The following is a 24010-nucleotide window of genomic DNA, read 5'->3' on the forward strand; positions in this document are numbered from 1 at the left end:
ATTCGACGAGCCGTCGGCCCGGGGAGCGAACCTATCCTATTTCATCGTCGGGAAGCTGAATCGCGCCTGAGGCGCGCTCCTCCCGTGCCTTGGCCGCATCGGCGGTCGCCGCGGCGGCACGCACGCGCTTGCGGAGGCTCTTCGCGCTGATCCCGCGTTCGCCGAGCGCCCCCGGCGTCCAGGCCTCGACGTCCTCGTCGGTGAAGTCGCTCTTCGAGGCGCGGCGCTTGAGCTCGGGCAGCACGGCACCGGGCGCCAGTCGGCGCGCGGTGACGAGGAAGCCGGTGTGCCCGATCATCCGGTGGTCCGGCCGCACGGCGAGGCCCTCGACGTGCCAGCCGCGCACCATCGTCTCGCTCGGCACGGGGTTCGTGAACAGCTCGGTGTCGCGGAGCGCCTCCACGACGCGGGAGAGCTGCGTCACGGTGGCGACGTAACAGAGCACCACGCCACCCGGCTTCAGCGCAGCAGCCACCGCGTCGACGCACTCCCACGGCGCGAGCATGTCGAGCACGACGCGGTCGACGGTGTGGTCCGGATGCGTGGCCGGAAACGCCTCGGCGAGGTCGCCCACCGTCACCGTCCACTCCTCGGGGTCGCGCCCGAAGTACGCTGCAACGTTGCCGCGGGCGACGTCGGCGAACTCGTCCCGGCGTTCGAAGCTCGAGAGGCGCCCGGCCGGCCCGATGGCGCGCAGCAGCCAGAGCGAGAGCGCGCCCGAGCCGACACCCGCCTCGACCACCGTCGCACCGGGGAAGATGTCGGCCTGCGCGAGGATCTGCGCGGCATCCTTCGGATAGATGATGGCGGCGCCGCGCGGCATCGACATGACGAAGTCGGTCAGCAGCGGGCGGAGCGCCAGGTGCTCCACCCCCACCGAGTTCTTCACCACGGAGCCGTCGGGCAACCCGATCAGCGCGTCGTGGTCGATGAAGCCGCGGTGCGTGTGGAACACCTTGCCCGACTCGAGGGTGATGCTGTTGAGCTTGCCCTTCGGCCCGGTGAGCTGCACGCGGTCACCCTCCCGGAACGGCCCGCTGTACTGGGCGCTCATGCGTGGGCTCCGTCACGGGCCGGTGCCCCGGCGCCGGCGCGCACCTCGGCGAGCACGGCGCCCAGATCGGCCGGCGTCACACCCTCGAGGGTCTGCCAGATGCGGTGCGCGCCGGCGTCGTCGAGGTTCAGCAGGTGCTCGACGCCGATCACGACGGCACCGGATGCGACGGCGGAGGTCACGCCCGTCACCGAGTCCTCGATCGCAACCGAGTGCTCGACCGGCGTGCCGAGGTTCGCGGCGGCGGTGAGATAGGCCTCCGGGTGCGGCTTGCTGACGGTGACTTCGTCGGCCGAGACGATGCTCCCGAACGCGGGGAACGGGATGAACGATGCGACATGGCGCGCCATCCGGCCGATCGACATCGTGACGAGCGCCTGAGGCACCTCGGCCTCGTGCAACGCGGTCAGCAACTCCAGTGCACCCGGGCGCCACGGCACCCGTTCACTGATCTGCTCCATCACCCGGGTGGAGAGCAACTGGATGATCTCGTCGCCCGGCAGATCGACGCCGAACTCCTGCAGGATGGCGGCGCTGCGGTCGAGCCCCGAGCCGACCAGGGTCATCGCGGCTTCGTGCGTCCAGGTGCCACCGTAGGACTCGACGAGCCGCCCCTGGGCGAGCATCCAGTACGGCTCGGTGTCGACGATGGTGCCGTCCATGTCCCAGAGGACAGCGGCGGGCAGAACGGGAACGGATTCGGTCACGGGCGTCAAGTCTACGGTGTGCCGATCCGGCCCCACTTTCCCCCGGGTGAGCAGGGAGCGCCTATCCTTGACAGGTGAAAGACAACGGATTCCTTCGCGGACGACTCCTGCTCGTCGCGTTCGAAGGCTGGAACGACGCGGGCGAAGCGGCCACCGGTGCGCTCCGCGTGCTGAAGGACCAGCTCGACGTCGTGGCCATCACCGAGGTCGACACGGAGGAGTACTTCGACTTCCAGTTCAACCGGCCCACCATCACCACCGATGACGACGGCCAGCGGGCGCTCGTCTGGCCTGGCGCGACCATCTACGGCCCGGATGCCGGCAGCGACTCCCACGTCTACCTCCTGATCGGCTCCGAGCCGTCGCGCAACTGGAAGAAGTTCACCGCCGAGATCGTCTCGACCGCCCTCGCCGAAGACATCAGCGGTGTCGTGCTCCTCGGGGCGATGCTCGCCGACGTGCCGCACACCCGCCCCATCTCGGTGTTCGCCACGAGTGAGAACCCGCTGGTACGCAGCGAGCTCGACATCGAGCGGAGTTCGTACGAGGGGCCGGTCGGCATCCTCAGCGTCATCGCGGATGCGGCGGAGAGCGCGGGCATCCCCGCCATCTCGATCTGGGCCTCCGTTCCGCACTACGTGCACAACGCCCCGTCGCCGAAGGCGACGCTCGCGCTCGTCGACAAGATCGAAGAGCTCATCGACGTGACGATCGAACGCGGCGAGCTCGCCGACGAGTCGAGCGCGTGGGAGTCCGGCATCGACGCGCTGGCCGGCGAGGACGAGGACATGGCCGCGTACATCCAGCAACTCGAACAGGCCCGCGACACGGTCGACTCGCCCGAGGCGAGCGGCGAGGCGATCGCCCAGGAGTTCGAGCGCTACCTCCGCAAGCGCGGCGACGGCCGTGCCGGAGGCGACGGCCGGCCCGACGAGCCGTGGCGGCGGGATTGAGTTAGCTGCGGTGCGGCCCGGGCTTCGCTCGGGCTGCACCGGCGTCGCCGGTCCCTGCCCGGCGCCGCGCGACATGTTCGGGCGCGGTCGAGGGGCGCGGCCTGCGGTCGCACCCCTCGGCCACACCCTCACCCTGGGTCGTCGAGTACGGCCCGCGGCTTGCCCTCGTGCCGCCACGACTTCGTCGGGTGAGGTCGGGGTGGGTGCGGGTCAGAGGCGGATGCCGAGGAGGGCGTCGAGGGTGGCGGCGGCCAGGGCATGAGCTGCGGGGGTGTGCGGGGTGTCGTACCAGGCGTCGAACAGGGCCAGGGCGCCGGGGGTGTCGAGGTCGTCGTGCAGGCGGGCGCGTACATCCGCGAGCAGCCGCTGCGCGGCTGCCGCGTCCTCCTCGGCTGCCGCGTCCTCCTCGGGCGCCGACGGGTCGGCGGGGTTCTCGGCGGCGGCGCGCCAGGCGGCGAGACGGGCGGTGGCGCGCAGTTCGTCGCCGCGGTGCCACTCCCAGTCGTCGCGGTAGGGGTGCGCGAGGATGGCGAGGCGGATGGCGGCCGGCTCGACGCCGGCCTCGCGCAACTGCGACACCAGCACGAGATTGCCGAGCGACTTCGACATCTTCTCGCCGTCGAAGGCCACCAGTCCGCCGTGCGCGTTCACCCGCGTGAAACGCTCGCCGGTGAGCGCCGTCGCGTGCGCCGCGCTGAACTCGTGGTGCGGGAACACGAGGTCTCCCCCGCCGCCCTGAACGCCGATCGTGTCGCCGAGCGTCTCGCGGGCGATCACCGAGCACTCGATGTGCCAGCCCGGACGGCCCCGCGGCACGTCGACGAATCCGGTGTCCCACGCGGGCTCTCCCACGCGCTCCGCCCGCCACAGGAGCGGATCGAGCGGATCCCGCTTGCCCGCCCGGTCCGGGTCTCCCCCGCGCTCGGCGAACAGCCGCGCCATCGTCGCCCGATCGAGGCCGCTCTCCGAACCGAGCACCCAGGGCGTGCTGCGCTCGGCCGCGGCGATGTCGAAGTACCAGTCCGAGGCATCCGGATCGACCGCATCCGGCGTCGGCACCGGGTAGGCGACACCCGCGAGCCGCAGGTCGTCGACCGCACGGGCGATGGCGTCGATCGTCTCCGTGACGGCGACGTAGGCGTCCGGGGGTCGCACGCCGAGCGCCGCCATGTCGGTGCGGAACAACTCGATCTGGCTCGCGGCCAGCTCCTGCCAGTCGACGCCGGTGGCGGCCGCGCGCTCGAGCAGCGGGTCGTCGATGTCGGTGATGTTCTGTGTGTACGAGACGCTCAGGCCGGCGTCGAGCCACGCGCGGAGCAGCGTGTCGAACGCCAGGTACGTGGCGGCGTGCCCGATGTGGGTCGCGTCGTAGGGCGTGATGCCGCAGACGTAGAGGGTCGCGGCCGCGTCCGCGCCCGCCGCGGGCGCCGAGTCGAGGAAGCGCCCGCTCGAGTCGTCGTGGATGCGCGGCGCATCACCGCGGCCGGGGAGTTCGGGGATGTCGGGTCGGGGCCAGGATCGCACCCGTTCAGCCTAGTTGCCCGGCCGCAACGATCACGCCGCGACCAGCCCGCCCTCACGCGGCGATGAGCCCCGCCGACAGCAGCACGATGAGCACGGCGCCGAGCGCGATGCGGTAGATCACGAACGGCAGGAAGCTGCGCTTGGAGATGTAGCTCATGAAGAACGCGATCACCACGAGCCCCACGATGAATGCGATGACGGTCGCCACCAGCGTCTCCAGCGGACCGTAGACGCTCGGCTCGTCGAAGCTCTTCACCACCTGGAAGAGCCCGCTGCCGAACACGGCCGGGATGGCGAGCAGGAACGAGTAACGCGCAGCCGCCCGCCGCTCGTAGCCCATGAACAGCCCCGCCGTGATCGTGCCGCCCGACCGGGACACACCCGGAATGAGCGCGAGCGCCTGGGCGAAGCCGAAGATGATGCCGTGCGGCACCGTCAGGTCCTTCAGCCGTCGCTTCTTCGCCCCCACCCAGTCGGCGACGCCGAGCAGGATGCCGAACAGGATGAGCATGATCGCCACGATCCAGAGCGACCGGAAGGTGGTCTCGATCGCGTCCTGGAAGAGGTAGCCGAGCACCACGATCGGGATCGAGCCGACGATGATCAGCCAGCCCATCCGCGCATCCGGGTCGTTGCGGGGCACCCGGCCCACCAGCGACTTCGCCCAGCGCGAGATGATGCGCACGATGTCGCGCCAGAAGAACACCACGACCGCCGTCTCGGTGCCGAGCTGGGTGATCGCCGTGAATGCGGCTCCCGGGTCGGCTGCGCCCGGCAGGAATTCGCCCAGGATGCGCAGGTGCGCGCTCGACGAGATGGGCAGGAACTCGGTCAGGCCCTGGACGAGTCCGAGGATGACGGCGTTGAGAAAGTCCATGTCTCCCTTAGGGGTGAGGTGGAGCGCGGTCGGTGCGCGGGGCGGAACGGCGCGGGCTCAGTACCGCAGGAGCAGTTCGGTGAGAACATCCGTCCCAAACCCTAGCGCCTCCAGCGGCACGCGCTCGTCGACGCCGTGGAACATCGCAGGGAAGTCGAGGGTCGGCGGCAGCTTCAGCGGGGCGAAGCCGAATCCGCGGATGCCCAGGAGGCTGAGCGCCTTGTTGTCGGTGCCGCCCGAGAGCAGGTAGGGCAGCACCTCCGCACCCGGGTCGTGCTGCTGCAGCACCGCGACCATGGTGTCGACCAGTTCGCCGTCGAACGTGGTCTCGAGCCCGATGTCGCGATGCGAGACGACGATCTCGATGTCCTCCCCCACGATGGCGCGGATCTCTTCGAGCACCACCTCCTCGTCGCCCGGCAGCACCCGCACGTCGATCATCGCCTCGGCGCGATCGGGCACCACGTTGTGCTTGTACCCCGCGGTGAGCCCGGTCGGGTTCGTGGTCGTGCGGAGCGTCGCCGTGATGAAGCGCGACGCGGTCCCGGTCGCCAGAGCGATCTCGTCGGGGCTCAGCAGCTCGGTGTCCCGGCCGAGCAGCTCCGCGACCCGGTCGAGCAGCTGCCGCGTGGTCGCGGTGAGGTGCATCGGCCATTCCCGTTCGCCGATCGCGGCGACCGCCTGAGCGAGCCGGGTCACCGCGTTGTCGCGGTTGATCTGCGAGCCGTGGCCGGCGGTGCCGCGCGCGACGAGCTTCAGCCACAGCAGCGCTTTCTCACCGGTCTGCACGAGGTAGGCGCGCTTGCCCTCGAGATCGACCGAGTAGCCGCCCACCTCGCTGATGGCCTCCGTGGCGCCGTCGAAGAGCTCCGGATGCTCGGTCACCAGGTGGTGGGAGCCGAACACTCCCCCGTTCTCCTCGTCGGCGAAGAACGCCACCACGAGGTCGCGTTCGGGCTGACGCCCGGCGCCGAGGATGCGGTCGAGCGCGGCCACGATCATCGCATCCATGTTCTTCATGTCGACCGCCCCGCGCCCCCAGAGCATGTCGTCGGCCACGACCCCGCCGAACGGATCGACCGACCAGTCCTCGGCGACGGCCGGCACGACGTCGGTGTGGCCGTGCACCACCAGCGCGGGCTTGCTGCGATCCCGGCCGGCCACCCGCGCCACGATGCTGGTGCGGCGCGGGGCGGCGTCGAAGGACTGCACCTGCAGCCCCAGCCGTTCGAGGTGCGCCGCGAGGTACTCGGCCGCCTCCGTCTCGCCGTTCGACCGGCCCTCGCCGAAGTTCGTCGTGTCGAACCGGATGAGGTCGCGCGCTATGCGCGTGGTCAGGTCGAGATCGGCGGGATCAGGGGTCGACGTCATGCGACAACGCTACCCGCAGGCGGGTGGACGGCCGGTGGATTTGCGGGCCGGACATCCGTGCTATTGTCTTTCCTTGGCTGGTCGAGCAATCGACAGCCTGCACCTGAGTCCGGGTGGCGGAAATGGCAGACGCGCTAGCTTGAGGTGCTAGTGCCCGTATAGGGCGTGGGGGTTCAAGTCCCCCCTCGGACACGGAATACACGGAATGAAGACTCGGCGTGACGCCGGGTCTTCTTTTCGTTAACCGGCATCCTCTACGCTCGGAGAAAACAAGAAAGGTGTCACACACTCATGGCTGATTTGATCGTCATCGCGTTCGACAACGAGGCGGATGCGGAAGGCGCGTACCAGAAGGTGCAGGAGCTCCAGGGCGACCTCATCGTCGAACTCGCCGGGCTCGCGCTCGTGAAGGTCGACGAAGAGGGCAAGACCCACGTCGAGCACCCCGGCGCGGCCGGCAACATCGGCCTCGGCGCCGCAGGTGGTGCGCTCTTCGGCACGCTCATCGGCATCCTCTTCTTCGTGCCGTTCTTCGGTCTCGTCTTCGGTGGCCTGATCGGTGCGCTGTTCGCCGGCATCGACAAGACCGGCCTCAACGCCGAGTTCCGCTCGCAGGTGAAGGAGTCGGTCTCGGCCGGCAAGTCGGCCGTCGTGATCTACACGGTCAAGCTCACCGAGGACAAGTTCGCCGCCGCCATCGCGCCCTACAACGGCAAGGTCATCAAGACCTCGCTGAGTGCCGAGGACGAGCAGGCGCTCATCCACGACCTGGGCGAGCAGGCCCCGGCGGCTCAGGCGTAGTCTTAGCCGCAATCAGCAGGCATCGGGAGGAGAGCACCATGGGAATCGTGACCCCCGGATTCTTCGGCAAGCGGCGTGAGGCCGACCCTCACCTGCCGCCCGGACAATACGAGACGAAGGATTTCCCGGTGCTCTCCGCCGGGCCCACCCCGAACATCCACCCCGGCGAGTGGTCGTTCTCGATCACCAACGAGTCGGGCGACGTGAAGCGCTGGACGTGGGACGAGTTCCAGGCGCTGCCGATCGAAGACGTCGACACCGACATCCACTGCGTGACCCGGTGGTCGAAGTTCGACACGAAGTGGCGTGGCGTCTCGCTCGACACGCTGTTCGCCGAGGTGGAGACGGATGCGCCGTTCACGATGGCGCACTCCTACGGCGGGTACACCACCAATGTGCCGCTCGAAGACCTGCTCGACGGCAAGGCCTGGGTGGCGTTCGAGTTCGACGGCGAGCCGCTCGACCCCGAGCACGGCGGCCCGGCGCGCCTGCTGGTGCCGCACCTGTACTTCTGGAAGAGCGCGAAGTGGGTCAACGGGCTCACGATGCACGAGACCGACGAGCTCGGCTTCTGGGAGGTCAACGGCTACCACGCCTACGGCGACCCGTGGAAGGAACAGCGGTATTACTACGACTCCTGAGGCGCCACCGGCCGGACCCGCCGGCGTGACCTGGCGAGTCGCCGACGTCGTCGCCGTGCACGAGGAGACGCCGACGGCGCGCACGCTGATGCTGCGCATCCCGGGCTGGCAGGGTGCGCTGGCGGGCCAGCACATCGACATCCGGTTGACCGCCCCGGACGGATACCAGGCGGCGCGGTCGTACTCGCTCTCGTCGGCGGCCGGCGCCGAGTTCGCTGCGGTGTCGGTGGAGCTGATGCCCGACGGCGAAGTCTCGCCCTACCTGGTTCGCGGCGTGAGCGCCGGCGACCAGCTCGAAGTCCTCGGGCCGCTCGGCGGGTGGTTCGTGTGGAAGCCGACCCAGCCCGAGCCGATCCGGTTGATCGGCGGCGGGTCGGGCATCGCACCGCTGGTGTCGATCCTGCGCACCCACGCGGAGGCCGGGAGCACGGTGCCGGCGCATCTGCTGTACTCGGTGCGCTCCCCCGACTTCGTCTACTTCCGTGACGAGCTCGACGCGTTGGCCGCGGCTGCGAACGCGAAGGTCACCATCCAGTACACCCGGCACGCACCTCAGGGCTGGACGGGCACGGTAGGCCGTCTCGACGGCGCGCGCGTCACATCATGGGCAGCCGAGACCGCCCCGGCCGACGGCGGCGCGATCTCCACCTACATCTGCGGCCCCACCCGCTTCGTCGAGTTGGCCGCCGACACCCTGGTGGCCGCCGGCGCCGACCCGATGTCCGTGCGCACCGAGCGCTTCGGCGGCTGAGTATCGGCCTCGGGGCCCGTGCTGCGCGCGGGCTCCTCGGGTCGCGCCGGTCCTCGCCCGGCGCTCCGCGACATGTGAGGACGCGGTCGCGAGCGGCCACGCCCTCACTCTGGGTCGTCCGGGAGCGGCCTGCAGCACGTGGCCGTCAGGACGGCTGGGCGGCGCTCCGCACCACGCACTACTCGTTGCCCTCGGGAACGCGCTGGAACGCGATCCGCAGGCCCGTCGGCGAGTCGAAGTACGACCAGTCCGGGCTGCGGTCAGTCACCGCCGTGCCGCCGAGCACCTGCTGCCAGAACCGCGCGAGGGCATCCGGATGCCCGCAGTCGAACACGACCTCGTCGAGGGTGCCGAGCATCCGCTACCGCACCCCGCTCATCATCTTGCGCACCCACGGCGTGGCCGCGATGAGCGCGCCACCCACCGCGATGGCCACGAGCCCGGAGATGCCGAAGTAGGGCGGTTCGTTGTTCTCGTTGTAGAAGCCCGCGAGGATGCCCGAGAGCGCCGTGCCGAGGGCGATGGAGAGGAAGAACAGGGCCACCATCTGGGTGTGGAAGACCTTCGGCGCGAGCCGGGTCGAGAGCGACAGCCCGACCGGTGAGAGCAGCAGCTCGGCGATGGTGAACACGAACAGGATGCCCACCAGCGCGATCAGCGGCGTGCCGTGCGCGCCGGTGCCCGAGAACGGGATGAAGAGCAGGAACGCGATGCCCATCACGATCGCCGCCGCCGCGAATTTGTACGGGGTCGCCGGCTGCTTGTCGCCCCACCTCGTCCAGATCGCGGCGAACACGCCGGAGAGGATGATGATGAAAATCGGGTTGATCGACTGCACCCAGGCCACCGGCATGTCCCAGCCGAAGAGGTCGAGGTTCAGCCGGTCGTTGGCGTAGATGGTGACGACGGTGAACTGCTGCTGGTAGAGCGCCCAGAATGCGACGCTCGTGATGAACATGGGGATGAACGAGTACACGCGCCTGCGTTCGACGCCCGAGATGCGCTTCGACGAGAGGATGACGGCGAAGTACGCGATCGAGGCGGCGAGCGTCACGATCGCCACCGCATCCGCGAGGTTGTCGGCGTTCAGCACCCCGACCAGCACCAGCACCACGATCACGACCACACCGCCCACCGCGGCGCCCACCATGATGAGGCGATGGTTGCGCGGCAACGGGTTCGGCACCACCTTCGACTCGGGCGGCAGAGTGCGGCGCCCGAAGGAGTACTGGATGAGCCCGATCGCCATGCCCACGGCCGCCGCCGCGAATCCGATGTGGAAGCCGAGCGTGGTCTGCAGGAGTCCCGTGAGCAGCGGGCCGAGGAACGCGCCCAGGTTGATGCCGAGGTAGAAGATGGAGAACCCGGCATCCCGCCGGATGTCCTTCTCGCCGTACAATGTCCCCACCACCGAGGTCGCGTTGGCCTTCACCCCACCCGAGCCCAGGGCGATGAGGATGAGGCCGGTCGCGAGCCCCGGGATGCCGGGGATGAGCGACAGGCCGAGGTGGCCGGCCATGACGACGATCGCGGCGTAGAAGAGGGTGCGCTCCGAGCCCAGCAGCCGGTCGGCGAGCCACGCGCCGAGGATCGTCGCAAGGTACACCGATCCGCCGTACGCGCCCACGATCCCCACCGCGACCGGCTTCGGGATGCCGAGACCGCCCTCGCTGACCGAGTAGAACATGTACAGCAGCAGGATGCCCTGCATGCCGTAGAACGAGAACCGCTCCCACATCTCCACGCCGAACACGTGCACCAGCGCGAACGGCTGCCCGAAGAAGGTGCGCTCCTTCTTGGCCTCGGGCTCCGTCGACACCGTCGTCTCACTCGTCATGGAGCAATAGTGGCACGGGGGCCAGCGGCGGGTCGGGAGCACACTACCCCGTCTTCGGGGTGACGAGTAACGGGGCGGCGGTGGGGGTTGGGGGTTTTCCACCTCCGCCTAAGGGTTGAGCGGAGCTCAAAGGCGGCGGAGGCGGAAAACCCCCAACCCCCACCACGGTTTCCGAGGTTCGGTCAGTGGCCTGCGGACATCCACTTGCGGACTGTGACTATGCGGGCCTGGAGTTGGGTTACTGAGGCCTGGGCTACTGCGGGGCCGCCGCAGATTCGGCGGAGTTCGGCGTGGATGAGGCCGTGGGGCTCGTTCGAGGTTTTTGACCAGAGGCCGACCAAGGAGTTGAGCAAGCTTCGCTGCTCCTTCAGGGTGCGGTAGAGGGGGGCCGGCACGCCGCCGTCCTCCGGGGTGGGGGACGTCGGCTTGTTGGCCTTGGCGTGTTTGGCCTGACGGGCCTGGCGGTGCTGCAGGAGGTCTTTGACCTGGTCTGGTTCGAGGATGCCGGGGAGCCCGAGGAAGTCGAGCTCCTCCTCCGAGCCGACCACGGCTTCGAAGCCGAACTCGCCGCCGTCGTAGACGACGCGATCGAAGGTGGCACCGGAGCTGATGGCCTGGAAGTCGAACTCGTCGGTGAGCCGTTCCGACGCCTTCTCATCGCGGTTCGCCTCGGCCATCATGGCGTCTTCGGGGTTGTAGAAGTCGCCCTCGGGGTTCGAGCCGTCGTCGCGTCTGTCGAGGGCGTGGTCGCGTTCGAGTTCGAGCGCTGCCGCAAGCGCCATCAGCGACGGCACGTTCGGCAGGAAGACCGACGCCGTCTCACCGCGCCGCCGGGCTCGCACGAAGCGCCCGATCGCCTGCGCGAAGAACAACGGCGTCGACGCGCTGGTGGCGTACACGCCCACCGCGAGCCGTGGCACGTCGACGCCCTCCGACACCATGCGCACCGCCACCATCCAGCGCCGCGTCGACTCCGAGAACTGCTGGATGCGGTCCGACGCCTCCTTCTCGTCGGAGAGCACCACCGTCACCGGCTCCCCCGAGATCGACTCCAGGATGGCGGCGTACGCCCGCGCCACGGTCTGGTCGGTGGCGATCACGAGCCCGCCTGCGTCCGGGATCGCCTGGCGCACCTCGGTGAGCCGTTTGTCGGCCGCGCCCAGCACCTGCGGGATCCACTCACCGTTGGGGTCGAGCGCTGTGCGCCAAGCCTGCGAGGTGATGTCCTTCGTGTTGCCCTCGCCGAGGCGGGCTTCCATCTCGTCGCCGGCCTTGGTGCGCCAGCGCATGTGGCCCGCGTAGACCATGAAGAGCACCGGGCGCACGACGCCGTCTTTCAGCGCGCGACCGTAGCCGTAGCTGTAGTCGCTGCGCGACACGCGGATGCCGTGCTCGTCCGGCAGGTACTCCACGAACGGGATGGGCGAGGTGTCGGAGCGGAAGGGGGTTCCGGTGAGCGCGAGCCGCCGCGTGGCCGGTTCGAACGCCTCGCGCACCGCGTCGCCCCAGCTGAGCGCGTCGCCGCCGTGGTGCACCTCGTCGAGGATGACGAGGGTCTGCGCGCCCTCGGTGAGCTCCCGGTGCAGCAACGGACGCGCCGCGACCTGCGCGTAGGTGAGCGCCACACCGTGGAAGTGCCGCCCGAAGCGGGACTCGCTGTTCTTGAAGCCGGGATTCAGTCGCACGCCGGCGCGGTCGGCCGCATCCGCCCACTGCCGCTTGAGGTGCTCGGTGGGGGCGACCACGATGACCCGGTCGACCGTGCGCCGATGCAGCAGCTCGGATGCGAGCCGGAGCGCGAAGGTCGTCTTGCCGGCGCCGGGGGTCGCGGCCGCCAGGAAGTCGCGCGGCTCACGCTCGAAGTAGGCGGTGAGCGCCTCCTCCTGCCAGGCCCGCAGCCGCCCCGCGGTACCCCACGGCGCACGCCCCGGGAAGGAGGGCGGGAGGTGTCCTGCTGCGCTCGTCCCGGGGGCGGGTTCGAACAGGGGCAGGTTGGTCACGATGTTCGAGGATAGCGTGCTGGCTGCGTCGGGGGCTGTGCTTCGCGCAGCCTCCGACGGTCGCGCCGGTCCTTGCCCGGCGCTCCGCGACATGTTCGCGTGAGGTCGCTTCGCGGCCTCGCGCTCACCCTGGGTCGTCGAGTACGGCCCCCGGTTGGTCGGCGCGTTCCGCGCCATCCCTCGCGGCCTCACCCTCCGCCGCGCCGGTCACCGCCGGCGTGCGGGCTCGGCGGAGTTACGCTGGAGGTGATCGCGGAAGGAGCATCGCACCATGACTGAGGCTCACCCCTGGCGACGGTATGTCGCGCTTGGCGACTCGTTCACGGAAGGGATCGGCGACCCGGAGCCGGCGAGCCCGGGCGGGTACCGCGGCTGGGCCGATCGGGTGGCCGAGACGCTCGCCGCGACCGCCGACGGGGAGTTCTCGTACGCGAACCTCGCCATCCGGGGGCGGTTGCTGCAGCAGATCGTGGACGAGCAGATCGAACCGGCGCTCGCCCTCCAGCCCGACCTCATCACCATCTCGGCGGGCGGCAACGACGTCATCCGGCCCGGCACCGACCCCGACGACATCGCCGCACGGTTCGAGGTGGGCATCCGGCGGCTGCGGCAGAGCGACGCCACGATCGTCATCTTCACGGGTGTCGACACGAGCTTCACCCCGGTGTTCCGCGGCATCCGCGGGAAGGTGGCGATCTACAACGAGAACCTGCGCGTGATCGCCGACCGCTACGACTGCGTCGTGGCCGACCAGTGGGGCCTCAAGGCCATCCAAGACCCGCGGATGTGGGCCGACGACCGCCTGCACCTCAACGCCCTCGGCCACCACGAGGTGGCGCGGCGCGTGCTGGCGGCGCTGAACGTCGACAACGACCTCCAGCCGGGCGAACCCGAGCCGCTCCCCCGCGCCAGCTGGCGCCAGGCGCGCGCCGAAGACCTGGTCTGGGCGCGCGTGCACCTGGTGCCGTGGGTCATCCGCCGCATCACCCACCGCTCCTCCGGCGACGGCGTCGCCCCGAAGCGCCCCACCCCCGAGCCCGTCTTCGTCGCGAAGGATGCGCCCCGGGAGTGACCCCGGCGCCGACCCGCCAGTTGTGGTGGGAATGGGTCGATCGAACCCACCACACGTGACGGGTCGGCGAGCGGGCCGGGCGCGTCAGCGGAAGGGGTGGGTGAGCCGCCACCACACATCGGGGCCGTCGAGCTCCGCCGCGAGAACGAGCGGAACGGTGAGCTCGCCACCACCCAGTGTGGTGCCGGTCACCGTGTAGCGCGCGGTGCCGACCTCGGTTCCGGATGCGCCGTCCGACACGTCCCGCGCCGTCGCGTCGCGCGCGACCGACGTCTGCGACCACACCGTCTCGCTGAGCGAGCCGCCGGCCACGATGTCGGCAGCCGCACCCCACGGCGTCGTGTACCGGCCCAGAACGTCGCCCGCCGTGACGATGGGGAGCGCCTGGAAGCCGCTCTGCGCGCTCTGCAGCAGCGCCAGCACGGCCGCGTGCAGCGCATCCTCCCCCGGCGCACCGAGCACCACGCCCACCAGTTGCACGGTCGGCGCATCGGCGCCCGTCCCCGCCACCACCGACGCCGAGAACAGCAGGCAGAACCCGGCTTCGTCGGTGGTGCCGGTCTTCACCCCGTCGATTCCGGCCGTGCCGATCAATGTGTTCGTGTTCTCGATCTCGCCGAGCTCAGGCACCTGGTCGGTCGCCGTCCCGACGATGGCGCCGAGCACGGGGTCGGCGAGCACGAGCGACGCGATCCGCTGCAGGTCATGCGTCGTGCTGCGGCTGCCCGGGTCGAGGCCTGACGTGTCGACCACGGTCGTGCCGGTGAGCCCCTGCGTGGCGAGCCACGCGGCGGCCGCCGCGAGGTAGGCATCCGTGCCGCCGAAGGCCCAGTTCGTCAGGGTGACGCTGTAGTTGTTGGCCGACTCGAGCATCATGATCTCGATCACCTGGCGCTCCGAGAGCACCTGGCCGGGATAGACGGATGCCCACGAGCCGTTCTCGGCGATCGTCGCCTGGAGGATGGCCGCGTCCGCATCCGTGATGGCGATGTCGGGCCCGTCGCCGCCCTCGGGGATGGGCTTCGCGTCGAGCACCACGAGCGCCGTGACCGCCTTCGTGATGCTGGCGATCGGCACCGCATCCGCAGTGCCACTGGTGCCGAGGGTGGTCACCTCCCCCGGTGCCGTGGCGATGCCGATGGCGCTGCTGCCCCCGTTCGGTGCCGCGAGGGTGACGGGTGCCGACGACACGGCGGGCGCATCCGTCAGCACCGCGGTCGCGGCGGGAACCGGGGCCAACAGGGCGACCGGCAGGTAGGCGCCGACGAGCGCCAGGAGCACGAGCACCGAGCCCACCACGATGCGCCGGCGCCGGTATTGCGCACGGGTCGGACTCACCCCGCCATCTTAGGCGGTCACTTCATGAGGCCGCCGTCGACCGAGCGCGGCACCACCAGCTCCTCGTCGGGCACCAGCACGGCGGTGGAACGGTTGAGGCTCTCGCCGCGGAAGAACGGCTTGGAGCCGGGGAAGAAGAACCACACCACCATGAGCACTGCGCCGACGGCGAGCGAGCCGATGCCGATCACGAACACGCCGCCGATGCCCCAGATGACCGTGTAGCCGTACTCGGGGTCGTACATGTCGATGGCCGACTGGATGAACGCCGCCGTCAGCATCAGCCCGCCGAGCAGGGGGAACAGCCCCTTGAAGAAGAAGTTGCGGGGGCTCGTGAAGATCTCGCGCCGGAAGTACCAGACGCACGAGTAGCTCGTGATGGCGTAGTAGAACGCGATGGCGAGGCCGAGCGAGAGGATGGTGTCGGAGAGGATGTTCTCGCTCACGAGCGTCATGCCGATGTAGAACGCGATCGCCACCACGCTCATGAAGATCGTCGCGAAGCGCGGGGTGCGGAACTTCGGGTGGATGCGCCCGAACGCCGCCGGCAGCGCCCGGTAGGTCGCCATGGCGAGCGTGCCGCGCGCGGTGGGCAGGATGGTGGTCTGCGTCGACGAGACGGCCGAGACGCACACCGCGATCACCAGCAGCCACGCGAACGGGCCGAACAGCGCATCCTTCAGCGCGAAGAAGACGTCTTCGGCGTTGGCCTCGTTGCCGAGCCCCATGCCGGTCGTGCCGAGGCCCGCGTAGGCCATGGCCGCCACCGTCACCGCGACGTAGGTGATGAGCAGGATGACCGTCGAGAGCACCGCGGCGCGGCCGGGCGTGCGCTCGGGGTCTTTCGTCTCCTCGTTGAGGGCGAGGCAGGTGTCCCAGCCCCAGTAGATGAACAGGCACAGCAGGATGGCCTCGGTGAACCCCGAGAGCGAGGTGAACGCGAACGGGTTGAACCAATCGGCCTGGGGCAGGGTGAAGCCCGCGGGTGCCGTCCCGGCGAACACGTTCCACAGGGCGATGCCCACGAAGAGTGCGAGCGCGAGGTACTGGATGCCCAGCAGCACGTTCTGCAGCTTCTCGCCGATCTCGAGCCCCCGCACGCTCACGAACGTCATGACGGCGATGAACACGACTCCGGTGGCGGTCACGAGCGGCACGTTGTCGTAGAGGTCGGGGTTGTTGGTGAGCAGCCACAGGTACTTGCTGCCGATCTGGGCGAGGTTCGCCAGCACGATGATGCCGGCCACCGCGACGCCCCAGCCGCCGAGCCAGCCGACCACCGGGCCGAAGGCCTTCGTGCCCCAGGTGAAGGTGGTGCCGCAGTCCGGCACCGCGCGGTTGAGCTCGCGATAGGCGAACGCCGTGAGGAACATCGGGATGAACGCGAGCACCATCGCGATCGGCGCCTGCGCTCCTACCGCGAGGACCACGAATCCGATCGTCGCGGCCAGCGAGTAGACGGGCGCCGTGGAGGCCAGGCCGATGACCGTCGACCCGAACAGACCGAGGGTTCCGGCCGCCAATCCCTTGCCCGAAGTCGGCGGAGCCGACGCGGCCGGAGCAGTGGTCTTCTCACTCATGGCGGACCTCCCTTGGTGCGGTACGCCAGAGCATAGTGGACGGTCAGTGCTGTGCCATGAACTGCAACGCGTAGAGCGCAACGGCGCCGGCCGAGGCGACGTTGAGCGAGTCGACGCCGTGCAGCATCGGGATCTCGACCCGCACATCGGCGGCGGCGAGCGCGCGACGGCTGAGCCCGTCGCCCTCGGTGCCGAGCACGATCGCGACCCGCTCGGGACGCGCGGCCGTGAACTCGGGCAGCGGCACCGAGTCGGGCCCGAGGGCGAGCGCCGCGATCGTGAAGCCGGCCTCGTGCAGGAGCGGCGCCGCGACCTGCCACTCCCCGATCCGCGTCCATGGCACTTGCAACACGGTGCCCATGCTCACCCGCACGCTGCGGCGGTAGAGCGGATCGGCGCAGCGCGGGCTGATCAGCACCGCGTCGGCGCCGAGCCCCGCCGCGGCACGGAAGGCGGCGCCCACGTTGGTGTGGTCGACGATGTCCTCGAGCACCACGACCGTGCGTGCACCGCGGAGGAGGTCGGCCGGTTCCGGCAGCACCGGCCGGTGCATCGAGGCGAGCGCCCCGCGGTGCATGGCGAAGCCGGTCAGCTGCTCGAGCAGGGCGTCATCGGCCACGAAGACGGGCATGTCGGGGAATCGCTCGGTCACCCAGCTCAGGTCGGCCAGCCATTTCTCCTGCACGAGCACGGAGCGCGGGCGGTGTCCCGCGGCGATGGCCCGCTCGATGACCTTGCTCGATTCTGCGAGGTACAGTCCGCCCGCCGGCTCCAGCAGGCGGCGCATCGCGACGTCGGTGAGCCCGGCGTAGTCGGCGAGTGCGGGGTTCTCGAGCGAGTCGATGTGGATGACGGGCACGGCGCCCCTTCTGTCGTGGCTTCACGGTCAACTCTGCCAGGCTGGAAACAATCCGGAAAACTTCGCTGTTTAGACTCATGGTGCGCGGATCGTTCGCGCCGCCGAGGAGGTCCCATGGTTCCGCTCGTGTCGTCGGAAGCCTCGTCAGCCGAGACGTCGGTGAGTCGCGCCATCGACGAGGCCGTCGAGGTGCTGCGGGGCAAGCGGATCGTCGTGCTCACCGGTGCCGGCGTGAGCACCGATTCGGGCATCCCCGACTACCGCGGCGAGGGCGCGCCGGTGCGCAATCCGATGACCTTCGACCAGTTCCTCGGCTCCGAGTCGTTCCGCAAGCGTTACTGGGCCGGCAGCCACCTGGGCTGGCGGATGTTCGATGCCGCCCGCCCGAACGAAGGCCACCGCATCCTCGCGGAGCTCGAAGACGCACGCCTCGTCACCGGTGTCGTCACCCAGAACGTCGACGGCCTGCACGCCCGCGCGGGCACGAAGCACCTCGTTGACCTGCACGGCTCGATGGACCGCGTCACCTGCCTCCGCTGCGGGCAGAGCTATGCGCGCGCCGGCATCGCCGAGCGCATCAACGCCGAGAACCCCGGGCTCACCGAGCCCGCGCTGGTGCGGATGGCGCCTGACGGCGACGCCGATGTGGCCGAGTACGAATCGTTCGTGGTGCCGGCCTGCACGGTGTGCGGCGGCACCCTGAAGCCCGATGTGGTCTTCTTCGGCGAGTTCATCCCCACCGAGAAGTTCGCCGAGGCCTCCTCGATGGTGGCGTCGTCGGATGCGATGGTGATCGCTGGTTCGTCCCTGGTGGTCAACTCGGGCATCCGTCTGCTCGAGCAGGCCCGCCGCCGCAAGCTGCCGATCGTGATCGTGAACCGCGGGGTCACCAAGGGCGACGGCCGCGCCACGGTGAAGATCGACAGCGGCACCACGGAGACGTTGCGGGCCTTCGCCGAGCGTCTGCTCCCCTGAGCCGCACCCCCTGCGGCCTCTAGGATGGAGGCGATGACTACCTTCACCTTCGTGCGGCACGGGCAGACCGACTGGAACTTCCAGAAGCGCATCCAAGGGGCCACCGACATCCCGCTGAACGATGTCGGCCGCGAGCAGGCGCGGGAGACCGGCGCGGCGCTCGCCACCCGGCACTGGGACGGCATCGTCGCGAGCCCGCTCAGCCGCGCGCGCGAGACCGCCGAGATCATCTCGAGCATCGTCGGCCTCGGCGCCCCCGAGCTCGTGCCGGCGCTCGCTGAGCGCAGCTACGGCGAGGCCGAGGGCCTGAACGCCGAGGAACTCGCCGCGCGTTTCCCCGACCCGATGGCGCACGTCCCAGGCCGCGAGAAGCGCTCGCACGTGGTGCGCCGGGTGCTGCCCGCGCTCGAGCAACTCGCGGCCGAGCATCCGGCCCAGTCGCTGATCGTGGTGTCGCACGGCGGCGTGATCGGTTCGCTCATCCGCTACGTCACCGAGAAGATGCTCCCGCAGCAGGGCCACGCCATCCCGAACGGCTCCGCGCACGATTTCGTGGTCGACGGCGGCGAGCTGTCGATCTCGGAGTTCAACGGGGTGCCGATCGACCCGTCAATCCGGTCGCGAGCTCCGCTATCGCTCGAGCTGACTCTGCCCAGCTGAAGCCCTCGGCCTGGCGGCGGGCGGCGATCGACCGGATGCGCCACTCCGCCGGATCCTCGAGCGCCCGCACGGTGACGGCGAACGCCGCCGCGTCTCGTGCGGGCACGTAGAGCGCCGCCGCTCCCCCGATCTCGCGGAACACCGGGATGTCGCTCACCACGACCGGCGTGCCGTAGCCCATGGCCTCCACCAGCGGGATGCCGAACCCCTCGTCGAGCGATGCGGTCACGAGCGCCGTCGCCCGCTGCAGCAGCGCGTGGTACTCCTCGTCGCTCACGCCGTCATGGAAGACGAGCCGCGCCTCCGGGTCGATCGCCTGCAGGCGCCGCTTGTCGGCATCCGTCGCCTTGCTGAGCAGGTGCAGGGTGTAGCCCGGCAGCTCGCCGGCGGCGCGCACGAGGGTCTCGACGTTCTTGTACGGCATGAACGAGCCCATGTAGAGCAGGTCGCGGGCAGCGGAGCGCTCCCCCGCCGCGTCGGCGGCCGCGGCTGCCGCAGCCGGCTCGGGCAGGTCGGCGGCGTTCCGCGCGACCACGACCGGTCGCTTCGTGAGGGCGTGCTGGGCGATCAAGCCGCGGGTGGTCTCGGAGACGGTGACCACCGCATCCGCCCGGTTGAGAAGCATCCGCTGCGGCCACCAGGCCTTGTGGTAGAGCCGCCAGAGGATGCGCACGAAGGCGGGCAGGTCGCGCGGCGGGGTGGGGTTGGCGTAGTAGATGAGGTCGTGCACCGTGAGGGCGAGCCGGTAGCGCCGGCCCGCGGTGCCCATGGTCTGCATGGGGCTGACGACGACGTCCGGCTGCGCGCGGTTGACCTGCCGGGCCACCAGCGGCTCGAGCACGCTGGTGGGCCCCGAGACCTTCACCCACGGCACGCCGGCGGGCAGCATGGCGAGCTGACGCTCGTCGCTGATGATCAGGGTGAGGTCGAGGCCGTCGATCTTCGCGAGCTCGCCGACCACGCCGGCGGTGTAGCGGCTGATGCCGTCGTGCCGGCCGATGCGGGTGTACCGGCAGTCGAAGGCGAGCCTCACGACGCGGCGCCCGCCGGCTCGAGGAAGGCGTCGATGGCCCGTGCCGCCTCGATCGGGCGCTCGTAGTGGATGAGGTGCCCGACGTCCTCCAGCACGACCAGCCGCGCGTCGGGCATCGCGTCGCGGAGGCGGTACTGCGCGGCCAGCGGGGTGATGTCGTCCTGCGCGGCGGCGATCAGCAGGGTCGGTGCGGTGATGCTCGTGGCGTACTCACTCACGTCGTGACTGACGGATGCCCGGAACGCGTCGAGCACCACCGTGCGGTTCGCGAAGGCGCTGAAATAGCGGTGGTGCTGGTCGTGGATCCAGCGCCGCAGCGCCCGGTTCTTGGTCTTGGCCATCGCCACACTGATCACGCGCACCATCAGCGGGCTCGCCAGAAGCAGGTGACCGAACTTCTCGGGCACGGCGGCGCCGAGACGGTAGTAGCCGATTGCGACGCGGGTCAGCACGCCGCGCGGGCCTTTCAGCGCCGGCGCGGCGATGGGGTTGATGAGCACCGCGGCGTCGACCGGGATACCGGGCCGCGACGCGGTTGCCGCGAGCGCCGCCGAGACGACGATGGAGCCGAAGGAGTGACCGATGATGACGAGCCGCGCCGTCGGCGACTCCGCGCGCACCGCGTCGACGAAGTCGTGCAGCCACGCCACGTAGCCGGCGAGGTCGTGCGTGGCCTGCATCGGGGTGGAGCTGCCGAAGCCAGGCAGGTCGGGCGCGACGATGCGGTAGCCGGGCCGGTCGAGCTGCGCGACGACGGGTTCGAGGCCGTGGTGGTCGCCCCGGTAGCCGTGCACGACGACGAGCAGCGTGCGGGCTGAGGCACGGGCATCCGCATCGGCGCCCGCCGCGCCGTACTCCCAGAGGTGGGTGTCGCTGCCGTCGATCTCGAGCATCCGCTCGGTCACGGGCACGCGGGCGAGTTCGACGGCGTAGGGCGAGGCGACGGTCATCCCGTCCAGCATAGACGCGGTGCCGCACGGTTTCCTGGGTCGCCGACTCCCTGTGCGTGTCGGCGACCTGGACTATCGTGAAAACGTCACCAGGCCCGCTCCGATGTTCCGAAAGGACGCCCGTGAACTTCACCGCACCCATCCAGTTGCCGGGGCTCACGCTCGATCCGCAGTGGTACCGGAGGTCGGTGTTCTACGAGGTGATGATCCGCTCCTTCGTCGATTCCAACGGCGACGGCTTCGGCGACATCGCGGGGCTCATCTCGAAGCTCGACTACCTGCAGTGGCTCGGCATCGACGCGCTCTGGCTGCCGCCGTTCTTCCAGTCGCCCCTCCGCGACGGCGGCTACGACGTCTCCGACTTCAAGGCGGTGCTGCCCGACTACGGCACGGTCGAAGAGTTCCGCGACCTCGTCACGAAGGCGCACGAGCGCAACATGCGCATCATCATGGACTTCCCGCTGAACCACACCTCCGACCAGCACGAGTGGTTCCAGCAGTCGCGCGAAGACCCGGAGGGGCCGTACGGCGACTACTACGTCTGGAGCGACACCGACGAGAAGTACGAGAACATCCGCATCATCTTTGTCGACACCGAGGAGTCGAACTGGACGTTCGACCCCGTGCGCCGCCAGTTCTTCTGGCACCGGTTCTTCTCGCACCAGCCCGACCTCAACTTCGAGAACCCGGCGGTGCAGGAGGCCATCTTCGACATCTGCCGGTTCTGGCTCGACATGGGGGTCGACGGCCTGCGGCTGGATGCCATCCCCTACCTCTTCGAGTCCGACGAGGGCAACGGCGAGGGCGAGCCGAAGACGCACGAGTACATCGCGCGGCTGCGCGAGATGATGGACACGGAGTACCCCGGCCGCATGCTCGTCGCCGAGGCGAACCAGTGGCCGCGCGAGGTCGCCGCCTTCTTCGGCACCGAGGAGGAGCCGGAGTGCCACATGGCGTTCGACTTCCCGGTGATGCCACGCATCTACTACTCGCTGCGGTCGCAGAAGGCGGATGAGCTGATCCGGGTGCTCTCGGAGACCACGGCCATCCCCGAAGGCGCCGCCTGGGGCGTGTTCCTCCGCAACCACGACGAGCTGACACTGGAGATGGTGTCGGAGGAGTACCGGCAGGCCATGTACGGCTGGTACGCCTACGACCCGCGGATGCGCTCGAACATCGGCATCCGGCGGCGCCTCGCTCCCCTGCTCGACAACTCGCGGGCCGAGCTCGAGTTGACGCACGCGCTGCTGTTCGCGCTGCCCGGCTCGCCGTTCCTCTACTACGGCGACGAGATCGGCATGGGCGACAACATCTGGTTGCCCGACCGCGACTCGTCGCGCACGCCCATGCAGTGGACGCCCGACCGGAACGCGGGCTTCTCCACCGCCGACCCGGGCAAGCTCTACCTGCCGGTCGTGCAGTCGCTGGTCTACAACTACAACCTCGTCAACGTCGAGTCGCAGCTGGCCCAGTCCCGGTCGCTGCTGCACTGGGTGCGCAACGTCATCCACGTGCGCAAGGCGCACCCCACCTTCGGCCTCGGCACCATGGAGGTGGTGGAGAGCTCGCACGAGTCGGTGCTGGCCTTCGTGCGCTCCTACGAGGGCTCGGGCGCGTACTTCGGCGACGGCCCCGAAGACGTGCTCTGCGTGTTCAGCTTCGCCCACAACCCGGTGTCGGCCACCATCACGGCACCGGAGTTCGCCGGGCGCCGACTGTTCGATCTGTTCGGGCACGGCGAGTTCCCCGCTTTCGACGAGGAGGGGCGCGTTACGCTCACCTTCGGAACCCAGGCGTTCTACTGGCTGCACGTCGGTCAGTCCACCGAGCAGGAACAGGGGCGCTAACCGGTGCCGAGAAGCGAACCGAGTGACCCCGACTCCGTCGCGGTCCCGCTGTTCGACTTCGACGACGAGGTGCTGGCGGCGCCCACGGTCCCGGCGGTCGCACCGGGAGCCCTTCCGTCGGGGACATCGTCTGCACCGAGCTCCACCGTGTCGTCCGCCCGCGGGGCATCCGGCTCGGTGCACGGCGGGGGCGACGCATCCGGGTCGATCATTCTGCTCGAGCGCTCGCCGTCGGCCGAGGAGCCCGACGACACGATCGTGATCGACGTGGATGCTGCGGCGGTGCTGGAGACCGGCCGCGCCGCCGTGCTCGAAGACCTGGAAGAAGCGGTTCGGTCCGAGCCCGAGCCCGAGTATGTGGTCGACACCGAGATCACGTTGCCGCTCGTGCCCCGGCCGGCATGGGCCGACCGGCTCGCGGTGTTCGACCTCGAGACCACGGGCATCGATGTCGAGACGAGCCGGGTGGTCACGGCGAACATCAGCCGGCTCGATGCGGCGGGTCAGGTGGTGAGCCGGCGCGACTGGCTGGCCGACCCGGGCGTGGAGATCCCGGAGCAGGCGACGGCTGTGCACGGAATCAGCACCGCGCACGCCCGCGCGGCCGGGCGACCCGCGACCGAGGTGGTGGGCGAGATCGTGGCCGAGCTGCGGCGCGTCTTCGAGGAGGGCTACGCGCTCGTCGTCTACAACGCCCCCTACGACCTCACCCTCCTCAACCGCGAGGCCGTGCGCCACGGCCACGTGCCGTTGGTGGCGCCCGGGCCGGTGATCGACCCGCTGGTCATCGACAAGCAGATCGACCGCTACCGGCGCGGCAAGCGCACCCTCGAGGTCTCGGCCGCCTTCTACGGCGTCGCACTGACGGATGCGCACGACGCAGGCGCCGACGCCATCGCGGCCGGGCGGGTGGCCCAGGCCCTGGCATCGAAGTACGCGGTCGACCTCACGCTCTCCCTCGATCAGCTCCATCACGCTCAGGTGGCCTGGCACGACGCCCAGTGCGACTCCTTCGAGGACTACATGCGCCGGACCCGAGACCCCACCTTCACCTCCCGCCGCGGCTGGCCCGAGTCGCACTGAGCGCGCTGCCCCGCGTTCCACCACCTCCACCGATCCGTCAGTTGTGGTGGGAATGACGCCCCCATCCCCACCCCGACTGACGGATCGACGCAGGATG

The 24010-nt window shown here is 69.9% G+C and carries 22 protein-coding genes and 1 tRNA gene; 10 read left to right on the forward strand and 13 right to left on the reverse strand.

The features are described 5' to 3' along the window. Positions 1–31: 31 nt before the first annotated feature. Entirely contained in the window at positions 32–1054 is a 1023-nt protein-coding gene (locus AC3WLB_RS08585; RefSeq protein WP_492505108.1) for a tRNA (adenine-N1)-methyltransferase, read from the reverse strand. Continuing rightward, entirely contained in the window at positions 1051–1761 is a 711-nt protein-coding gene (locus AC3WLB_RS08590; RefSeq protein WP_492505110.1) for an HAD family hydrolase, read from the reverse strand. The genes AC3WLB_RS08585 and AC3WLB_RS08590 overlap by 4 nt, the downstream gene beginning before the upstream one ends. 74 nt (positions 1762–1835) lie before the next feature. On the opposite strand from AC3WLB_RS08590, the gene AC3WLB_RS08595 reads away from it, so the two are divergent. Beyond that, complete coding sequence (locus AC3WLB_RS08595; protein WP_492505112.1) at positions 1836–2714, forward strand: proteasome assembly chaperone family protein; 879 nt, start codon at positions 1836–1838, stop codon at positions 2712–2714. A 210-nt stretch (positions 2715–2924) separates the two neighbouring features. Here AC3WLB_RS08595 and mshC read toward each other — a convergent pair whose 3' ends face one another. Genes mshC through AC3WLB_RS08610 form a run of 3 tightly spaced genes read right to left on the reverse strand, consistent with a single transcriptional unit; the run spans position 2925 to position 6486 of the window. Beyond that, positions 2925–4238: a cysteine--1-D-myo-inosityl 2-amino-2-deoxy-alpha-D-glucopyranoside ligase gene (mshC, locus tag AC3WLB_RS08600; RefSeq protein ID WP_492505114.1), complete on the reverse strand. Its 1314-nt coding sequence runs from the start codon at positions 4236–4238 to the stop codon at positions 2925–2927. A 52-nt stretch (positions 4239–4290) separates the two neighbouring features. Continuing rightward, positions 4291–5115 carry an undecaprenyl-diphosphate phosphatase gene (locus AC3WLB_RS08605; protein WP_022895961.1) on the reverse strand — a complete coding sequence of 275 codons (825 nt, stop codon included), beginning with the start codon at positions 5113–5115 and terminating at the stop codon, positions 4291–4293. A gap of 57 nt (positions 5116–5172) precedes the next feature. Next, entirely contained in the window at positions 5173–6486 is a 1314-nt protein-coding gene (locus AC3WLB_RS08610; protein WP_492505117.1) for a M20/M25/M40 family metallo-hydrolase, read from the reverse strand. A gap of 107 nt (positions 6487–6593) precedes the next feature. Between AC3WLB_RS08610 and AC3WLB_RS08615 the strand changes: the two genes are divergently transcribed. The 4 genes from AC3WLB_RS08615 (at position 6594) to AC3WLB_RS08630 (ending at position 8679) form a co-directional block, all read left to right on the forward strand. Further along, positions 6594–6678, forward strand: a tRNA-Leu gene (locus AC3WLB_RS08615). A 99-nt stretch (positions 6679–6777) separates the two neighbouring features. Then, complete coding sequence (locus AC3WLB_RS08620; RefSeq protein ID WP_022895959.1) at positions 6778–7287, forward strand: DUF1269 domain-containing protein; 510 nt, start codon at positions 6778–6780, stop codon at positions 7285–7287. A gap of 38 nt (positions 7288–7325) precedes the next feature. Further along, the gene (locus AC3WLB_RS08625) at positions 7326–7928 is read left to right on the forward strand and encodes a sulfite oxidase-like oxidoreductase (protein ID WP_492505119.1); all 603 of its coding nucleotides are present in this window, start codon (positions 7326–7328) and stop codon (positions 7926–7928) included. Between the two features lie 25 nt (positions 7929–7953). Then, the gene (locus tag AC3WLB_RS08630) at positions 7954–8679 is read left to right on the forward strand and encodes an FAD-binding oxidoreductase (RefSeq protein ID WP_492505121.1); all 726 of its coding nucleotides are present in this window, start codon (positions 7954–7956) and stop codon (positions 8677–8679) included. A 178-nt stretch (positions 8680–8857) separates the two neighbouring features. Here the strand turns inward: AC3WLB_RS08630 and AC3WLB_RS08635 are convergent, their stop codons facing one another. From AC3WLB_RS08635 to AC3WLB_RS08645, 3 genes are all read right to left on the reverse strand, one after another. After that, positions 8858–9037, reverse strand: a complete 180-nt coding sequence (locus AC3WLB_RS08635; RefSeq protein ID WP_492505123.1) for a VOC family protein — start codon at positions 9035–9037, stop codon at positions 8858–8860. A gap of 3 nt (positions 9038–9040) precedes the next feature. Then, entirely contained in the window at positions 9041–10516 is a 1476-nt protein-coding gene (locus tag AC3WLB_RS08640) for an oligopeptide:H+ symporter (protein WP_022895955.1), read from the reverse strand. 182 nt (positions 10517–10698) lie between these two features. Beyond that, a complete protein-coding gene (locus tag AC3WLB_RS08645) occupies positions 10699–12516 on the reverse strand; it encodes a DEAD/DEAH box helicase (RefSeq protein WP_492505125.1) in 1818 nt (605 codons plus the stop codon). A 271-nt stretch (positions 12517–12787) separates the two neighbouring features. On the opposite strand from AC3WLB_RS08645, the gene AC3WLB_RS08650 reads away from it, so the two are divergent. After that, complete coding sequence (locus AC3WLB_RS08650; protein WP_022897257.1) at positions 12788–13588, forward strand: SGNH/GDSL hydrolase family protein; 801 nt, start codon at positions 12788–12790, stop codon at positions 13586–13588. 84 nt (positions 13589–13672) lie between these two features. Here the strand turns inward: AC3WLB_RS08650 and AC3WLB_RS08655 are convergent, their stop codons facing one another. Genes AC3WLB_RS08655 through AC3WLB_RS08665 form a run of 3 tightly spaced genes read right to left on the reverse strand, consistent with a single transcriptional unit; the run spans position 13673 to position 17365 of the window. Further along, positions 13673–14926, reverse strand: coding sequence for a D-alanyl-D-alanine carboxypeptidase family protein (locus AC3WLB_RS08655; protein WP_492505128.1), 1254 nt, complete (start codon positions 14924–14926; stop codon positions 13673–13675). A gap of 17 nt (positions 14927–14943) precedes the next feature. Then, entirely contained in the window at positions 14944–16506 is a 1563-nt protein-coding gene (locus AC3WLB_RS08660; protein WP_492505129.1) for an APC family permease, read from the reverse strand. Positions 16507–16549: 43 nt separating this feature from the next. Beyond that, positions 16550–17365 carry a TrmH family RNA methyltransferase gene (locus tag AC3WLB_RS08665; protein WP_492505131.1) on the reverse strand — a complete coding sequence of 272 codons (816 nt, stop codon included), beginning with the start codon at positions 17363–17365 and terminating at the stop codon, positions 16550–16552. A 114-nt stretch (positions 17366–17479) separates the two neighbouring features. Between AC3WLB_RS08665 and AC3WLB_RS08670 the strand changes: the two genes are divergently transcribed. Then, entirely contained in the window at positions 17480–18340 is an 861-nt protein-coding gene (locus AC3WLB_RS08670; protein ID WP_492505133.1) for a Sir2 family NAD-dependent protein deacetylase, read from the forward strand. Between the two features lie 33 nt (positions 18341–18373). Beyond that, a complete protein-coding gene (locus AC3WLB_RS08675) occupies positions 18374–19000 on the forward strand; it encodes a histidine phosphatase family protein (RefSeq protein WP_492505135.1) in 627 nt (208 codons plus the stop codon). Here AC3WLB_RS08675 and AC3WLB_RS08680 read toward each other — a convergent pair. Together AC3WLB_RS08680 and AC3WLB_RS08685 are read right to left on the reverse strand one after the other, a co-directional pair. After that, positions 18927–20033, reverse strand: coding sequence for a glycosyltransferase family 4 protein (locus AC3WLB_RS08680; protein ID WP_492505137.1), 1107 nt, complete (start codon positions 20031–20033; stop codon positions 18927–18929). The genes AC3WLB_RS08675 and AC3WLB_RS08680 overlap by 74 nt on opposite strands. After that, positions 20030–20983 carry an alpha/beta fold hydrolase gene (locus tag AC3WLB_RS08685; RefSeq protein ID WP_492505139.1) on the reverse strand — a complete coding sequence of 318 codons (954 nt, stop codon included), beginning with the start codon at positions 20981–20983 and terminating at the stop codon, positions 20030–20032. The genes AC3WLB_RS08680 and AC3WLB_RS08685 overlap by 4 nt, the downstream gene beginning before the upstream one ends. Before the next feature lie 122 nt (positions 20984–21105). Between AC3WLB_RS08685 and treS the strand changes: the two genes are divergently transcribed. Beyond that, the gene (treS, locus tag AC3WLB_RS08690; protein WP_492505141.1) at positions 21106–22830 is read left to right on the forward strand and encodes a maltose alpha-D-glucosyltransferase; all 1725 of its coding nucleotides are present in this window, start codon (positions 21106–21108) and stop codon (positions 22828–22830) included. Between the two features lie 3 nt (positions 22831–22833). After that, positions 22834–23913, forward strand: a complete 1080-nt coding sequence (locus AC3WLB_RS08695; protein WP_492505143.1) for an exonuclease domain-containing protein — start codon at positions 22834–22836, stop codon at positions 23911–23913. The last annotated feature ends 97 nt before the right edge of the window (positions 23914–24010 follow it).

The sequence above is a fragment of the Herbiconiux sp. FW305-C-125 genome, from assembly GCF_058783455.1.

Coding starts and splice junctions, on each gene's coding strand:
- AC3WLB_RS08585 (WP_492505108.1), bottom strand. CDS start 1,054: ATGAGCGCCCAGTACAGCGGGCCGTTCCGGGAGGGTGACCGCGTGCAG.
- AC3WLB_RS08605 (WP_022895961.1), bottom strand. CDS start 5,115: ATGGACTTTCTCAACGCCGTCATCCTCGGACTCGTCCAGGGCCTGACC.
- AC3WLB_RS08610 (WP_492505117.1), bottom strand. CDS start 6,486: ATGACGTCGACCCCTGATCCCGCCGATCTCGACCTGACCACGCGCATA.
- AC3WLB_RS08620 (WP_022895959.1), top strand. CDS start 6,778: ATGGCTGATTTGATCGTCATCGCGTTCGACAACGAGGCGGATGCGGAA.
- AC3WLB_RS08625 (WP_492505119.1), top strand. CDS start 7,326: ATGGGAATCGTGACCCCCGGATTCTTCGGCAAGCGGCGTGAGGCCGAC.
- AC3WLB_RS08635 (WP_492505123.1), bottom strand. CDS start 9,037: ATGCTCGGCACCCTCGACGAGGTCGTGTTCGACTGCGGGCATCCGGAT.
- AC3WLB_RS08640 (WP_022895955.1), bottom strand. CDS start 10,516: ATGACGAGTGAGACGACGGTGTCGACGGAGCCCGAGGCCAAGAAGGAG.
- AC3WLB_RS08650 (WP_022897257.1), top strand. CDS start 12,788: ATGACTGAGGCTCACCCCTGGCGACGGTATGTCGCGCTTGGCGACTCG.
- AC3WLB_RS08660 (WP_492505129.1), bottom strand. CDS start 16,506: ATGAGTGAGAAGACCACTGCTCCGGCCGCGTCGGCTCCGCCGACTTCG.
- AC3WLB_RS08670 (WP_492505133.1), top strand. CDS start 17,480: ATGGTTCCGCTCGTGTCGTCGGAAGCCTCGTCAGCCGAGACGTCGGTG.
- AC3WLB_RS08675 (WP_492505135.1), top strand. CDS start 18,374: ATGACTACCTTCACCTTCGTGCGGCACGGGCAGACCGACTGGAACTTC.
- AC3WLB_RS08685 (WP_492505139.1), bottom strand. CDS start 20,983: ATGACCGTCGCCTCGCCCTACGCCGTCGAACTCGCCCGCGTGCCCGTG.